Here is a 229-nt window from a genome sequence, read left to right as displayed (position 1 = left end):
TCACGTGATGTTCCGTGCATTTTATATCAAAACAAGATAGATAAGAGCGATATTCCTGCTTCTTCTATCCTCATTTTCAACGCTATGATTTTATCTTTATAAACGTAACTTCCGGTAATGTGTGCATATGCTGAATAAACTCATTCTTTCCTTCTGACGATATATTTTTCAGCTGGATCCCTACCTTATAAACTATTTCTGCTTCTTGCTGTAAAGCTTCCACTTCATA

Annotated in this window: 1 pseudogene; it reads right to left on the bottom strand. The window is 34.9% G+C overall.

What is annotated here, in order from left to right:
- Positions 1-82: 82 nt before the first annotated feature.
- A pseudogene (locus tag KVT31_RS30110) lies at positions 83-229 on the bottom strand (MgtC/SapB family protein); the annotation flags it as partial.

The organism is Bacillus sp. GbtcB14 (assembly GCF_019091205.1).
In the GTDB taxonomy this organism is placed as follows: domain Bacteria; phylum Bacillota; class Bacilli; order Bacillales; family Bacillaceae_G; genus Bacillus_A; species Bacillus_A cereus_AG.
This window is presented reverse-complemented; position numbering and strand designations above follow the sequence as displayed.